A 13,159-nucleotide genomic window follows, 5' to 3' on the forward strand; every position below is an offset into this window, starting at 1 on the left:
CATGGTGGCGGGATGCACCGACAGTTCCGGAGCATCAGGGCGCCCGGACGGTGGACAGGGCGTCGCATGGCGCGGAACCATCGAGGAACCGACGCACCCGGGAGGCACCATGGCGAAGATGACGCTCGCGATCACGACGACGTTGGAGCCGCGCGGCCCCGCGGCGGCCGTGATCCTCACCGACGATCAGGTCGAGGCCTTCGGGGCGGGCCGGACGTTCCCCGTGCGGGTCACGATCGGCGAGCTCTCGCAGCCGGCGCGGCTGGCCCGGATGGGGGACGAGAACCTCATCGGCCTCAGCAAGGCCCAGCGTGAGGCGCTGGGCGTGCAGATCGGCGACGAGGTGGACGTGCGGATCGAGCTCGACGAGGCGCCGCGCGAGGTCGAGGTCCCCGAGGCGCTGAGCGAGGCTCTCGCCGCAGCGGGCCTGCGGCAGGCATTCGACGCGCTGGCGCCCTCGCGGCGCAAGGAGCACGCGCGCTCGGTGGCCGAGGCGAAGCAGGACGACACGCGCGAGCGTCGGGTCCAGAAGGTCCTCGACGCCTTGCGCGGGTCGTGAGTCCGGATCAGTCCTGCGCGAGGTCCGCGACCTCGTAGTTCCACAGCTCGCTGTGGCTGGAGACCGGCTTCGGGGCCTCGCCGCCGGAGCGCTCGGACTCGGAGCGGTGGCCGTGGCCGAAGGCGGGGGAGTTGAGCCACGCCTGGAACGACTCCTCGTCGCGCCAGCGGGTGACGACGAGCCACTGCTCGCGCTCGTCGGTGGGCTTGAGCAGCTCGAAGCCCTCGAAGCCCTCCTGTCCGTCGACGGCTCCGGCGCGCTTGGCGAAGCGGTGGGCCAGCTCGTCGCCGGCCTCCTTGGGCACGGTGATGGCGTTGATCTTGATGACAGTCACAGTCCCCAGTGTCCCACCGCGGCCCCGTCGAGGACCATCACCGCGTCCTCGTCGTCGGCGCTCAGGACACGTCCGGGAACCGCCGCCGCCTGTTCGGTCGACAGCAGGGTGACGAAGACTCCCTCGGGGCTGAGCCAGTCGCCCATCGGCGCGGCGACGGCCCGGACCTGGTCGAGGCCGGTGGGTCCGCCGTCGACGGTGTGCCGCGGCTCGTGGGAGCGGAAGTCCGGATGGATCCGCTCGACGCGGTCGGTGGGGACGTGGGGCAGGTAGCCGACGGCGAGGTCGACCCGGCCCCGCAGCGCCGTGGGCAGCGCGTCCCACCAGGACCCGTGGTGAGCCGTGAACCCGAAGCGGCGGCCGTTGGCTCGCGCCACCACGACCGAGGCGGGGTCGATGTCGACAGCGTGGACCTCGGTGCCGGGCAACCGGGAGGCGAGGGCCGCCGCGAGGGCGCCGCAACCGCACCCGAGGTCGACGACCACGCGGGCGTCCGGGCGGTGAGCGGCGGCGGCGGAGGCGATGGCCTCCGCGCGAAGGCGGGGCACGAAGACGCCGTCGGCGACGGCGACGGTCAGGCCGGCGAACTCGGCGACTCCGACGGCGTGCTCCAGGGGCATGCCCTCGGTCCGGGACTCGACGGCACGCTCGATGTCGCCGGTGTCCTGGAGGTGGCGCCGGATGAACGCCGCCTCGGCCTCGGCGAACACGCAGCCGGCAGCACGAAGCCGGGCGACGATCGGGTCGTGTTCCACGACCAGATCATCGCCCGGCTCGATCATCGTGCGTCCGTCAGGGCAGGAGCCACAGCGAGCTGCAGTTCGAGCGGACGGACTTGCCCGCCAGTCGATCGGCGAGCCAGTCGTGGCTCGGGACGAGTCGGGTGAGCATCGGGGTGAGGTGGTTGAGTGCCGTGCCGGCGGTGCCGATCGGCTGGACGACCGGGACGTAGGTGACGTTGACGCCCTGGGCGCACCAGTCCTTGGCCAGCTGCTTGGCCTGGGCGTGGTCGACGATGTCGTCCTTGGTGCCGGTGAGGACCTGGACGGGGATCGACGGCTTGAGCGTGCCGATGCGCTGGGCGTCGACGGGGGCGCGCAGGGCCGGGTCGTTCTTGACCGTGTCGTAGAGCGACTTGCCGGTGGTGGTCCACTTCGAGGTCTTCTGGAAGCCGTAGGACAGCAGCGTGCTGCCGATGCACTGCGTCTTGACCTTCTCGAGCGCCTCCTTGCCGGCGGGGGTGGCCAGCTCGTCGAGGGCGCCCTGCAGCTCGGGGTGGTACGGCGTGATGCCGTTGATCGCGTAGGCGATGACACCCGTCAGGTCGGTGCCGTCGGCCGACTTGAGCACCTCGACGAGGTTGGCCGGGGGAGCGCCCGCGAAGGCGCCCTTGAGGTTCAGCTCGGGGGCGTAGGTCGGGGCCAGCTCGGCGGCCGAGCCGGCGGCGCCGCCACCCTGGGAGTAGCCGTACAGGCCGACCGGCGACGCGGCGGTGACCGACGTGTTCGGCAGCTTCAGCGCGGCGCGGGCGGCATCGAGCAGGGCGTGGCCCATGTCGAGGCGGTTCGTGTAGGTGTGGACGCGATCGGTGGTGCCCAGGCCGATGTAGTCGGTCAGGACGACGGCCATGCCGCGGTTCAGGAAGTCGTGGATGCTCGGGATCTCGTAGCCGATGCCCAGCTCGTTGCCCTGGATGTTGATGAAGGTCTCGAGGGACTTCGACGGGGCGCACGCGTCGCCCTGGCCCTGGGTGCCGGCGGCGACGGCGACGAGCGGGCGGGGGCCCTTGCCGGTCCACTTCTTCGTCGGCTCGATGTAGGCGCCGGTGACGGCGGCGGGGGCGCCGGCCTCGTCGGTGGAGGTGTAGAGCAGGCGGGTCGCGGTGCCCGGCATGTAGAGGCCCTTGAGGGTGAGCGCGAGCTTCATCGGCTCGCTGCGCACGAGGGTGCCGTTGCCTGCGGGCAGATCGGCGGGCGGATCGTAGAAGCCCTCGGACGGGGCGGCGGTGGCCGAGGGGGCGCTGGCCAGCCCTAGCGCGAGGGCCGCGGCAGCCGCCACGGCGAAGGTCTTGACGGTACGCAACATGGCGACTCCCAGGGTGAGTGTGAGGTGGATCACGCGAAATGTATCACGGAGTTACACCTGCGAGATATGGCCCCAGCGGTCCCTTCGGTTCTCGGCAGTAGGCTGGTTCCTCGTGGCCCTCACCATCGGAATCGTCGGACTTCCCAATGCCGGCAAGTCGACCCTGTTCAACGCCCTGACCAAGAACGACGTGCTCGCCGCGAACTACCCGTTCGCGACGATCGAGCCGAACGTCGGCGTGGTCGGTGTGCCCGATCCGCGGCTGGAGAAGCTGGCCGAGATCTTCGGCTCCGAGCGGATCCTGCCCGCCACCGTCGAGTTCGTGGACATCGCCGGCATCGTCCGCGGTGCGTCCGAGGGCGAGGGCATGGGCAACAAGTTCCTGTCCCACATCCGTGACTCCGACGCGATCTGCCAGGTCACCCGCGTGTTCCGCGACGAGGACGTCACGCACGTCGACGGCGATGTGAACCCCGCGAGCGACATCGAGACCATCTCGATCGAGCTGATCCTGGCCGACCTGCAGACCGTCGAGAAGGCGCTGCCGCGACTCGACAAGGAGTCGCGCAAGGACAAGTCCCTCGCGGCCCAGTTCGAGGAGGCAAAGAAGGCCAAGGAGGCCCTCGAGGCCGGCACCGGCGTGCGCAACGCCGGACTCGACCTCGAGCTGCTGCGCGACCTGCACCTGCTGACCGCCAAGCGCTTCCTCTATGTCTTCAACTGCGACATCGACGAGCTGTCCGACGAGGACCTCAAGGCCAAGATGCGCGAGATCGTCGCCCCCGCCGAGGCCGTCTTCCTCGACGCCAAGAGCGAGGCCGAGCTGGTCGAGCTGGGCGACGACGAGGAGGCCGAGCAGATGCGCGCCGAGATGCTCGCCGAGCTGGGCATCGAGGAGCCCGGCCTCGACCAGCTGGCCCGCGTCGGCTTCTCGACCCTCGGCCTGCAGACCTACCTGACGGCGGGTCCGAAGGAGTCGCGCGCCTGGACGATCAAGAAGGGCGCCACCGCCCCCGAGGCCGCCGGTGTCATCCACACCGACTTCCAGAAGGGCTTCATCAAGGCCGAGATCGTGTCGTTCGACGACCTGGTCGCCGCCGGCTCGATGAACGAGGCCAAGGCCGCCGGCAAGGTCCGCATGGAGGGCAAGGACTACGTCATGGCCGACGGCGACGTGGTGGAGTTCCGCTTCAACGTCTGAATCGGCGCGTTTGCGCAGGTCAGAGGGGAGTCAGGGCTCTCCAGTCCGCACATAGTCCGCAAGAATTTCAGTCACAACGTGCCTCTGCGCGCTTTAAACGCGGGTTTCGAGGGGGCGGCCGATGCCGCCGGTCCGGAGGATCGGCACGCGGCGGAACGCGGCGCGGCACACGCGGAATAACGCGCCTCTTTGCCCATCCAGGCTTCTCGAGATTCGCAGCGCGGAATCGACAGCGTGCGACGAGCGATGGGTGCGAATTCCCGCAAGCGAGGACATTGCGCGCCCGGAAAGAACTAGGCCCCAGGGGCTTTTCGCGCAATCCGAAGATGCCGATAGAGGCCGACCTGGGGCAGTGGTGCAAGGTTACCATCTCTCATGACTTCGAGTGCCCCCGTTCGCATCCATCCCGACTGGGTGTCCCCGCAGCGCTTCGCCGAGTACGAGAAGGCGGCCGGCGGAGATGAGGAGCTCGCGAGTCGTCTTTACGAGTGGAACGCGCGTGCCTCCTCTGCTCTGTTCGAGATGATTCACCACTTCGAGGTCCTGTTGCGAAACGCGATCGTTCGCCAGCTCGAACTCGACGGTCCAACTCCCTTGCTGCCACCGGGCACGCCATGGGTTCAAGGAGCGAAGCAAGTTATCGAGGTCGAACGGCGCCTTACTCAGCTCGGCAAGATACCAACGGCAGGGCGCGTCTATTCCGGTCTCACATTCGGTTTTTGGAAGTCGATGTTTGAGAACGACTACGAGGAGCTTTGGCGGCACTCACTGAAGTTCGTCTTCCGCCACTCACGAGCAGATCGACCTGTGATCCTGGCCTACCTCGAATCGCTCAACCGCCTTCGGAATCGCATCGCCCACCATGGCAGCCTCGTCGAACTGGACGTGCGGGGGGAGGTACAGAAGATCATTCGGCTTGCGGGTTGGATCGATCCGGATGCCGGTCGGTGGATGAGTTCGCTCGAGCAAGTGAATGCAGTCTCCCAGGTGCGACCGATCAAACCGCCCCGCAACGTGATCCTTGTCCCTGCCTCCGAGGCGTGGGAACTTTACGCGAACCTCAAGCAGAACGTCTACGTGTTTCCGGCGGGCCGCTCTGTACGGGTTGTAGATCATCTTGCGTTCTACGCGGACCAAGAGGTGAAACCGGTGGTTCCGAAGATTCTTCATTGGTTCGACGCGATCGATTGGAGTAAACAGAACGCTTCGCGCTTGGCCAAGACTGGCGACCCGTTCGACAAGATCGTTGCGGGTGCCATATCGACGACCAAAACGAAGAAACCACGGGTGTGGGGCGACAGCGTCTACCAAGTCTTTGTTCTTTCAGGGCCCCGCGATTCGGAAACCCAATCGCTTCCGGCTGCGATTACTCACAGTCGTCGCGGCCGGGGAAGTGCCTTCGCGAAGGGGCAGCGTTACCACGCGATGTCCGAACTGCTGACTGCTAGGGACACTGCCGACTTGGCCTTACCTTGACGTCAAGGGTTTGAACGGACGGGAATGTACTTCGCGGCTGCATGACGCGCTCTTATCGCTACTGGTCCGGGCGATCGCCGAACGGGGCTAAGGATGCCAGGATCCCTGCACATCCTTTGCCACCCGAGGAAAGCGCTCTCGCCAGCGGACCCGGCGCGGGTCAGCTTGGCGTAACCGGACCCAAGCCATCTCAGAGGACGACGGTGCCGCAAGACTCAACAGTCAGGGATCCGGCGATCGGCGTGTCTTCCCGCGAAACACCGTTCGGGCGTGGTGCTCTAGAAGCAGTTACGCATCCGCGTGGCGAGCGCCGGCGCTCCTTCCCCACGCCTTTGGTCTTGGGGAGCCCGCATGCCCGAACAGCTCGGAGCCCGCCCTGCCGGTGGTAACCCTCCCGCTAGCCACCTGCTGTCCGCGGGTCCGGCAGGCGCCGTAGGTCGTCCCCGTACGCGGCGCCATTCCCGAGCTTTCCGGGGCCGTAAGTACGGCGCGTTTTCAAGGCCGACCCTCTGTGCTGGTCCGCAGTGTTCTGTCGGTGCTGCGTTCTACCCTCCGAGAGTCAGCACCAACAGTCGACTTGCTTACCGGCAGCAGATAGTCGAGAGGAAGCACTTGTGAAGTTCAAGATGAACCCCGGCGCCGAGAAGGCGATAGCAGACATGGCCGTTAAGGCCATGACTGAACGCTTCCAACCGATCCTCGATGGTCTGCACGCCGAGTACGCCGGGCAGCCGTTGGAGATCATCAAGCCCGTCCTGGCCGAGCGGTGGGCTGCAGGTAACGACGGTGCCAGCATCACCGACCCCGAACTCACCAACGTCGCACAGGCGATCAGTGACGGGATGCGAGTCGTCATGGTCGACGGACGCCTGCGCACCGAGCAGCCCGAGTAGCTCCGAGGCGTTCAAGTCAGTTCCATCCACGGCCGTCAGCAGCCACCTCGCGAGAAAGACACAGGGGAACACAGTGAGGATCGAGTCCGCACACGTGCGCAACTATCGCTCCATCATCGACAGCGGCACCTTCGAGATCGAGCCCGACAAGACCATCCTCGTTGGCATTAACGAGGCCGGGAAGACCGCCATCCTGCGCGGCATCCAGCAGGCCAGTCCGGCCGAGGACGCCACTAAGATTGACTGGCTCTACGACGCACCTGCCGCACTGGTCGACGACATCCGTCGCGGCAACCTCAAGCAGGGAAACCTGCCCGTCGCAACCGTCACCATGGTCCCCGAAGAGAATGACCTCGCTGGCCTAAACCTCCCCGAGGGCTCCGACCGGATCCGGTTGGAGATGAAGTCGTGGCTCGACAACCGGCGCACATACCGCGTGCTAGGACTGCCCGCGTACCCGACCGTCGGCGACACTGAGAAGGCCATCCTCCGACTCGCAACCGCCATGAAGCAGCAGAGCGACGGCGACGCCAAGAAGGTCGGCGCCAAGTGGGGCGAGTGGTTCGAGGCCCACAGCGAGGTCGAGCCTCTTCAGGGCGACGCCGCCTCGGAGCTCAAGGACCTCCTCGACGCGGCGCTCCCGTTGTTCGCCGACGGATCTGCCGCCGAGGGGCACTGGGACACGCTCAACGCGCTGCAAAAGAGGAGCGCCGCCCTCGAAAAGGTCGGCCAGCATCTCCTCGACCGGATGCCCCCGTTTGTGTACTTCTCCTCATACTTCGCCGTGCGGCCGCGCATCCACCTCAACCGCCTCGCCGAGCGCGAGGCATCGGGTGAACTCGACCTGGCCTATGACTTCGGCAACCTTCAACTCCTGAAGTTCCTCGGCTTCACGGCCAAGGAACTTTCCGAAATGGACTCAAAGGCGCCCGAAAAGGGCCACAACTTCGAGAACGACGCCAACATGCAGAAGCAGTACGCGGCCGATCTCGCCGCCCACGAGCGTCGAGTCGCCGAACGCAAGAAGGCCCTGTATGCCGCCGGAGCTCGTCTGACGCAGGAGATCCGGCGCGTCTGGAACGACGAGACCCTCACGCTGCGCTTGGAAGTCGACGGCCAATACCTCCAGACTCTTGTCGAGGACGAACTTGGCCATCCCGTCGAACTTGACCAGCGCAGCGAGGGGTTTCGCTGGCTCGTGTCCTTTTTCGTCGTCTTCCACGCTCAGGCCGCTGACAACCTCAAGGATGCGGTGCTCCTCCTCGACGAGCCCGGCCTGAGCTTGCATGCGCTCAAGCAACAGGAGTTCCGCAAGACCGTGTCCCGGCTAGCCGAGGGCAACCAGGTCATCTACACCACTCACTCGCCTTTTATGGTCGGCGCTGACGAGCTGGACTCAGTGCGCATTGTTGAGATGGCCGACCGACGCGAGGGCACCAAGGTCAACACCCGCCTCGCGGTCGATGACCCCAAGTCGATCTACCCGTTGCAGGCAGCGCTGGGCTACGACCTCGCACAGAGCATGTTCACCCACCAGCGCAACCTTGTCGTCGAGGGCGTGACCGACCTGCTCTATGTCGAGGCGCTCAACGCCGCCTTCGCCGCCGAGGGTAAGGACGCGCTCGATGAGGGCATCGCTATCGTGCCGGCGGGAAGCGCTAGCAAGGTCGTCTACTACAGCACCATCCTCACCAGCCAAAACCTTAAGGTCGCGGCCTTGCTGGACTCCGACGCCGCGGGCGACCGGGCTGCTGAGCAGGAGGCGCTGTGGCAACTGTTAACCGACAAGCGCATCCTCCGTACCGGAGACCACGTCGCCGGCGTGCAGCGCGCGGAGATCGAGGACCTATTCCGCACCACTCTCGGCGTGGTGGCACGTGACGCACTCGGCTGGGACAGCGTGGACAACATCGCTGGCCAGTCGTCCCGTCCGGTCATGGAGATCCTCGTCGCCGACCATGTGGGTGTGTCGAAGTGGAAGTTAGCGCGCAGGTTCACCCGCTGGCTGGCCGACAACGGCGCCGACGGGCTCACCGAGGAAGAGCACAAGGCGTGGTCCTCGCTCGTGAAGGCGACAAATAGGGCCCTCGCCTAACTGCGCAGGTTGCGGTAGATCCGGACTGAGCGACATTCTGGGCCATGCAGCGCGAGCCCAGCACTCAGACTGCACCGTCGCTTCCTCCCGTCAGGGTGTCGCTGGCGACTTGGGCGGTGCCTAGCGCGGCTTCCATGATCGACTCCGCAGCGGCCCTGGTCCGGTCCTCGGCGGTTGGCCAGAGGTGGGCGTAGGTGTTCAGAGTCGTCGTCGCTTTGGCGTGGCCCAAGGAACGCTGAACGGTCACGACGTCGCAGCCGGAGGCGATGAGGCCTGACGCGTAGAAGTGGCGCAGGTCGTGGAGTTTGATCCCCGTGAGTTCGGCGTCGCGGAGGGTGAGGCGCCACCAGTAGCCGACGGTGTTCTGGTGGGGCGGGTCGCCGCCCTCGCCGGCGAAAAGCCACCGCGCGTCGCCCGTCGTTCCGTGCGTGCGAACGTGCTCGGCGAGGATGTCGATGAGGCTGTCGGCGAGGTAGACGACGCGCTCCGAGCCGTACTTCGGCGGCCGAATGGTGACGGCACCTCGGTTGATCCGTTGGACCTGCCGGGTGACCTTGAGGGTCTTGCGGAGGAAGTCGATGTCGCCGAGTTGGACACCAGCAGCCTCGCCGAGCCGGAGGCCCGCGAAGGCACAGAGCGCGACGAACGGCTGGAACGCTTGTTCCGACACTGCGACGAGTTGACCGACCTCCTCCGGGGTCGGGATCGACATGGCCGCGTCAGCGCGTCGGCCTCGGGGGAGTCGGACACCGTCGGTCGGATCTGAGCCGATGACCCGGTCCTTGACCGCGGCGCGGAACACCGAGCGGACGTTGACGTAGCGGGTCTTGATCGTGCCGGGTGCGAGCCCGGCCGCGTCCATCGACTTGATCCAGGTCTCGATCTCCGAGTGGCGAATCTGCTTCATCGGTTTGGCGGCGAACGGGACTGAGCGCGCCGCCAACGACATCGCGAGTACCGTCCCGGGCGCCCAGATCTGCCGAGCTGACTACTCTCCGAAGAACGCACGCGGCCTGCGCCCCCCGGGGTCAGCGTAGGTTCCGCCGACTACGGCAGCTGTGACGCTGTCGAGCCACAGCTGCGCGTCGATCTTCCGGTCGAAGTGTCGAGAGTGTTCCTTGCCCGTGTCGTCGCGAGAGCGAGGCGTTCACCCTGTCGACCGACGGGTCGGGGCAGCACGAGGCCCTCGGCCGCTACCTGCGTGCGGGCTGACCCCGAGCCGCGCGACCCGTGGACGGATTCCTTCGATACCAGTCTCTCTCTGCGGTGATATCATCGGTGATATCGACGAAGGGAGGTGCTCGTCATGGCGTCCATCATCGTCAGAGGGCTCGATGATTCGGTGAAGCAGCGGCTCGCCGCACAGGCCGAAGAGCACGGCCGGTCGATGGAGGCCGAGGTGCGGGACATCCTCACGCGTGCGGCGTCGCGTCCCCATGTCGGGCTCGCCCTCCTGGAGGTCGCTCGTGCAGTCGGGGGCGTTGAGGATCTTGCGATCCCTGACCGCGCTGATGCGGCTCGCGGGGTGGACTTCGGATGATCGTGCTCGACACGAACGTCATCTCGGAGATCTTCCGTCCACAGCCTGAGCCGCGCGTGCTGGCGTGGCTCGAGTCGCTCACCGACGACGTCGCCATCACCTCGATCACGCTTGCGGAGCTACTCGCCGGAGTCCACAGGCTCCCGGAGGGTCGACGCACGACGGATCTCGCGGCAGCGATCCATGCCGCGATCCAGCCGTACCGGGACACGCGTTCACTGCTTGCCTTCGACGAGGATGCTGCCGCTGAGTACGCCGAGGTGGTCGTCTCGCGCGAGCGCGCCGGGCTGCCGATCAGCATGGTCGATGCCCAGATTGCCGCGATCTGCCGCGTGAACCGGGCGATTTGCGCCACCCGGAACGTGAAGGACTTCGAGGCCACCGGCGTTGACGTCGCCAACCCTTGGCGTGAGTGAAGGCTCGGCCCGGGCGGCCGACTCAGGACGCCTGGGGTCCGAAAATAGTCCGCAAGAAGCTCATTTCCGGTCGACTTTCACCCTTTCCCAACAGGGTTCGATGCCCGTTCCGGGCTGGTATTCCAGTGTTTGCAGCCGATTCGTCAATCGCGTCAAACAAGTGTCGAAAACGCGGATCTTTGTTCAGCTTCGATGTCTGACGCTCTGCCTCCTTGCCCCGAGTGCGGCGAGGACTACACGTATGAGTCGGGTGCTCTGCTGACGTGCCCGATGTGCGCCCATGAGTGGTCGCCGATCGCGGATGAGCCTCGGGAGACCGAGCGGGTCTTCAAGGACTCCGTCGGCAACGTCCTCGAGGACGGCGACACGGTCACCATCGCGAAGGACCTCAAGGTCAAGGGCGCCGGCGGGGGAGTCGTCAAGGTCGGCACGAAGGTGCGCGGCATCCGGCTGATCACCGACGGCGTCGGCGATCACGACATCGACGCCAAGGTTCCGGGCTTCGGACCGATGCAGCTGAAGTCGAGCGTGGTGAAGAAGGTCCTCTGAGGACCACGCTTCGCTCGCGGCGCCCGTCAGGCTTGATGCCCGCAGACCCCTGGGCTGAACGGTGACCCCGTCCTGACAGGCTTCTGTCATGGGTCACGTCGACGTCGCACACCTGGAATACGTCCTGCCGGACGGGCGGTTGCTGCTCGGTGACGTGTCGTTCCGGGTGGGGGAGGGGTCCGTCGTGGCGCTGGTCGGCCCGAACGGCGCCGGCAAGTCGACGCTGCTCAGGCTGATCGACGGCTCCTTGCCGCCCGACGCGGGCACCGTGAACGTCTCCGGTGGTCTGGCCGTGATGCCGCAGTTCGTCGGAACGGTTCGCGACGGGTCGTCGGTGCGTGACCTGCTCGTGAGTGTGGCGCCCGACCGGATCCGCAACGCAGCGCGAGCGGTCGACGCCGCCGAGGCCGCGCTGGCCTCGAACGATGACGAGGCGACTCAGATGGCTTACGCCCAAGCACTCTCGGACTGGGCCGAGGCCGAGGGTTACGACTACGAGAACACCTGGGACATGTGCACGATCGCTGCGCTGGGTGCCTCGTACTACTCCGTCATGGACCGTGAGGCCGTGACGCTGTCGGGCGGTGAGCAGAAGCGGGTCGTGCTGGAGGCGTTGCTGCGCGGACCGGCCGAGGTGCTGCTGCTCGACGAGCCCGACAACTACCTCGACGTCCCCTCCAAGCGCTGGCTGGAGCAGCAGTTGCGCGAGACCCGCAAGACCGTGCTTCTGGTCTCGCACGATCGCGAGTTGCTGTCGGAGGCCGCTGACAAGATCCTCTCGGTCGAGCCGTCGCCGGCCGGAGCGGACGTGTGGGTGCACGGAGGCGGGTTCGCGTCCTTCCACGAGGCCCGCACACAGCGATTCGCGCGGTTCGAGGAGCTGCGCAAGCGCTGGGACGAGCAGCACGCGCGGTTGAAGAAGTTGGTGGTGACCCTGCAGCAGGCTGCCGCCGTCAGCCATGCGATGGCGTCGCGGTACTCCGCGGCGCAGACCCGGCTGAGGAAGTTCGAGGAGATCGGGCCGCCCCCTGAGCCACCGCGCGAGCAGGACATCACGATGCGCCTGAAGGGCGGTCGCACCGGCGTGCGGGCGATCACCATCGAACAGCTGGAGTTGACGGGCCTGATGGCGCCGTTCGACCTCGAGGTGTTCCAGGGCGAGCGGGTGGCCGTGCTCGGCTCGAACGGCTCCGGGAAGTCACACTTCCTGCGCCTGCTGGCGGGTCAGCCGGTCGACCACTCGGGCGCTTGGAAGCTCGGCGCGCGGGTCGTGCCGGGTCACTTCGCGCAGACTCACGCCTACCCCGAGCTCGACGGCCGCACGCTGCTGGACATCCTGTGGGCCGAACATGCACTGCAGCGCGGGCCGGCGATGTCGTCACTGCGACGCTACGAGCTCGAGCAGCAGGCCGAGACCACGTACGAACGGCTCTCGGGCGGGCAGAAGGCGCGGGTGCAGATCCTGCGCCTCGAGCTCGGCGGAGCGACGTCGCTGCTGCTCGACGAGCCCACCGACAACCTCGACCTGGAGTCGGCCGAGGCGCTGCAGGCCGCGCTCGAGTCGTACGAGGGCACCGTCCTGGCCGTGACCCACGACCGTTGGTTCGCCAAGACCTTCGACCGATTCCTGATCTTCGGGGCCGATGGAGTGGTGCGCGAGAGCTCGGAGCCCGTGTGGGACGAGGGACGCGTGCAGCGCGACCGCTGAGACACTGGACTGTCCGGAACCGCTGCCCACGCGCACCCTCACTCCCAGAGGACCACGTATGACCGAAACACTCGTCGCCACCGGACTTGCCGGTGGCCACGCGCACCGGACGCTCTTCGACGACCTCGACCTGACGGTCGCGCCCGGCGACGTCGTCGGCGTGGTGGGTGTCAACGGGGCCGGGAAGTCGACCTTGTTGCGCATCCTGGCCGCAGAGCTGGAGCCGCAGGCCGGCACGCGAGGGTTGACGTCCTGAGCATCGAAGATCGCGGAAACTGGGCAGTGGTGGCGCGGTTTTCAGCT

General features: G+C 66.8%; 13 protein-coding genes and 1 pseudogene. 10 read left to right on the top strand and 4 right to left on the bottom strand.

Going from position 1 to position 13,159, the window contains the following annotated elements; genetic code table 11:
* Nucleotides 1-118: 118 nt before the first annotated feature.
* Nucleotides 119-559, top strand: coding sequence for a YdeI/OmpD-associated family protein (locus tag NP095_RS03710; protein WP_232417314.1), 441 nt, complete (start codon nt 119-121; stop codon nt 557-559).
* 7 nt (nt 560-566) lie between these two features.
* Here NP095_RS03710 and NP095_RS03715 read toward each other — a convergent pair whose 3' ends face one another.
* From NP095_RS03715 to NP095_RS03725, 3 genes are read right to left on the bottom strand one after another with little or no spacing between them, the layout of a single operon-like run.
* Nucleotides 567-893: an antibiotic biosynthesis monooxygenase family protein gene (locus NP095_RS03715; RefSeq protein WP_232417313.1), complete on the bottom strand. Its 327-nt coding sequence runs from the start codon at nt 891-893 to the stop codon at nt 567-569.
* The gene (locus tag NP095_RS03720; protein WP_232417312.1) at nt 890-1,648 is read right to left on the bottom strand and encodes a methyltransferase; all 759 of its coding nucleotides are present in this window, start codon (nt 1,646-1,648) and stop codon (nt 890-892) included. Before NP095_RS03720 ends, NP095_RS03715 begins: the two co-directional genes overlap by 4 nt.
* A gap of 37 nt (nt 1,649-1,685) precedes the next feature.
* Complete coding sequence (locus NP095_RS03725) at nt 1,686-2,978, bottom strand: lipase family protein (RefSeq protein ID WP_232417311.1); 1,293 nt, start codon at nt 2,976-2,978, stop codon at nt 1,686-1,688.
* Nucleotides 2,979-3,090: 112 nt separating this feature from the next.
* On the opposite strand from NP095_RS03725, the gene ychF reads away from it, so the two are divergent.
* The 4 genes from ychF to NP095_RS03745 all read left to right on the top strand — a co-directional run bounded on the left by ychF (nt 3,091) and on the right by NP095_RS03745 (nt 8,643).
* A complete protein-coding gene (gene ychF / locus NP095_RS03730) occupies nt 3,091-4,179 on the top strand; it encodes a redox-regulated ATPase YchF (protein ID WP_232417310.1) in 1,089 nt (362 codons plus the stop codon).
* A 375-nt stretch (nt 4,180-4,554) separates the two neighbouring features.
* Entirely contained in the window at nt 4,555-5,655 is a 1,101-nt protein-coding gene (locus NP095_RS03735) for an Abi family protein (protein WP_232417309.1), read from the top strand.
* A gap of 674 nt (nt 5,656-6,329) precedes the next feature.
* A complete protein-coding gene (locus NP095_RS03740) occupies nt 6,330-6,548 on the top strand; it encodes a hypothetical protein (RefSeq protein ID WP_232417308.1) in 219 nt (72 codons plus the stop codon).
* Nucleotides 6,549-6,642: 94 nt separating this feature from the next.
* Nucleotides 6,643-8,643 (top strand): AAA family ATPase, encoded by a 2,001-nt coding sequence (locus tag NP095_RS03745; RefSeq protein ID WP_232417307.1) that lies wholly within the window; start codon nt 6,643-6,645, stop codon nt 8,641-8,643.
* A gap of 64 nt (nt 8,644-8,707) precedes the next feature.
* On the opposite strand, the gene NP095_RS03750 is transcribed toward NP095_RS03745, so the two are convergent.
* Nucleotides 8,708-9,592, bottom strand: coding sequence for a tyrosine-type recombinase/integrase (locus tag NP095_RS03750; protein WP_232417306.1), 885 nt, complete (start codon nt 9,590-9,592; stop codon nt 8,708-8,710).
* Between the two features lie 357 nt (nt 9,593-9,949).
* Here NP095_RS03750 and NP095_RS03755 point away from each other — a divergent pair, with 357 nt between their 5' ends.
* The 5 genes and pseudogenes from NP095_RS03755 to NP095_RS15345 all read left to right on the top strand — a co-directional run.
* The gene (locus NP095_RS03755) at nt 9,950-10,183 is read left to right on the top strand and encodes a FitA-like ribbon-helix-helix domain-containing protein (protein ID WP_232417305.1); all 234 of its coding nucleotides are present in this window, start codon (nt 9,950-9,952) and stop codon (nt 10,181-10,183) included.
* Nucleotides 10,180-10,599, top strand: coding sequence for a type II toxin-antitoxin system VapC family toxin (locus NP095_RS03760; RefSeq protein WP_232417304.1), 420 nt, complete (start codon nt 10,180-10,182; stop codon nt 10,597-10,599). Before NP095_RS03755 ends, NP095_RS03760 begins: the two co-directional genes overlap by 4 nt.
* A 192-nt stretch (nt 10,600-10,791) precedes the next feature.
* Nucleotides 10,792-11,148 (top strand): zinc ribbon domain-containing protein YjdM, encoded by a 357-nt coding sequence (locus NP095_RS03765; protein ID WP_232417303.1) that lies wholly within the window; start codon nt 10,792-10,794, stop codon nt 11,146-11,148.
* A gap of 88 nt (nt 11,149-11,236) precedes the next feature.
* A complete protein-coding gene (locus NP095_RS03770; RefSeq protein WP_187768899.1) occupies nt 11,237-12,856 on the top strand; it encodes an ABC-F family ATP-binding cassette domain-containing protein in 1,620 nt (539 codons plus the stop codon).
* Nucleotides 12,857-12,986: 130 nt separating this feature from the next.
* Nucleotides 12,987-13,094: pseudogene (locus NP095_RS15345) on the top strand (ATP-binding cassette domain-containing protein); the annotation flags it as partial.
* Nucleotides 13,095-13,159: the final 65 nt, after the last annotated feature.

Source organism: Aeromicrobium duanguangcaii (assembly GCF_024508295.1).
GTDB classification, from domain to species: domain Bacteria; phylum Actinomycetota; class Actinomycetes; order Propionibacteriales; family Nocardioidaceae; genus Aeromicrobium; species Aeromicrobium duanguangcaii.